At 41.3% G+C, this 717-nt stretch carries 1 protein-coding gene and 1 tRNA gene; both read right to left on the bottom strand.

Features of this window, described 5'->3' with window-relative positions; all coding sequences use genetic code 11:
- Window positions 1–94 (bottom strand): hypothetical protein (locus tag AC3Y5R_RS24180; protein WP_249923000.1); only part of this gene is annotated, 94 nt, incomplete at its 3' end.
- A gap of 458 nt (window positions 95–552) precedes the next feature.
- Window positions 553–639: transfer RNA gene (locus AC3Y5R_RS24175), tRNA-Leu, on the bottom strand.
- Between the last annotated feature and the right edge of the window lie 78 nt (window positions 640–717).

The raw sequence follows: 717 nt of genomic DNA, 5'->3' as shown, positions 1-717 counted from the left end.
AGGCGACTAAGTTCGTAATACCAAAAACAATAACACAAAGATACAACAACCAATGAGATTTAAAACTTCTAGCAAATTTGTTGAATACTGTCATCCAGAAATCCAAGTTCACAACCAATATAAACAATTATCAACAATGTTCAATTTTATATCAGACATGTTTTTCAACTCTGATCCATATCAGACCGAAACACTGTTAGTTTTTTCTTTTTAAATGATGCGGCCATTGCGTTCTCAGTAATTAAATAACATTATCAATGCGTCTCTAAACATTACGCAGAACGTAGCCATCAGTAGTTATACTGACAGGAGCAGGATGGTTTATCGAGAAGTAAACATATCCGTATTCGTACCGGAACTGGAGTTGACACAATAAAGTGCCAATTATGTCAGCAGAAGGGAAAAGTTTATAACTAAGGCGTACCGGCACCATCGTTTCAAGGTACCAGCTACGAGTAAAGCAACTGGACGAGATACAGATACCTGACAACCATTCCTCAGACCAGGACCAAAACGAAAAAAGACGCTTTTCAGCGTCTCTTTTCTGGAATTTGGTACCGAGGACGGGACTTGAACCCGTAAGCCCTATTGGGCACTACCACCTCAAGGTAGCGTGTCTACCAATTCCACCACCTCGGCACGGATACTACTTTTTAGTTCGGGATATCGCTGGTCGGCTTAGCCGGAGCAGCTGGTTGAGTTTGTTCGGTTTTCACC

The organism is Erwinia sp. 009765445 (assembly GCF_058137865.1).
The sequence above is the reverse complement of the archived record's forward strand: the minus strand, read 5'-3'. Positions and strand labels throughout refer to the sequence as shown.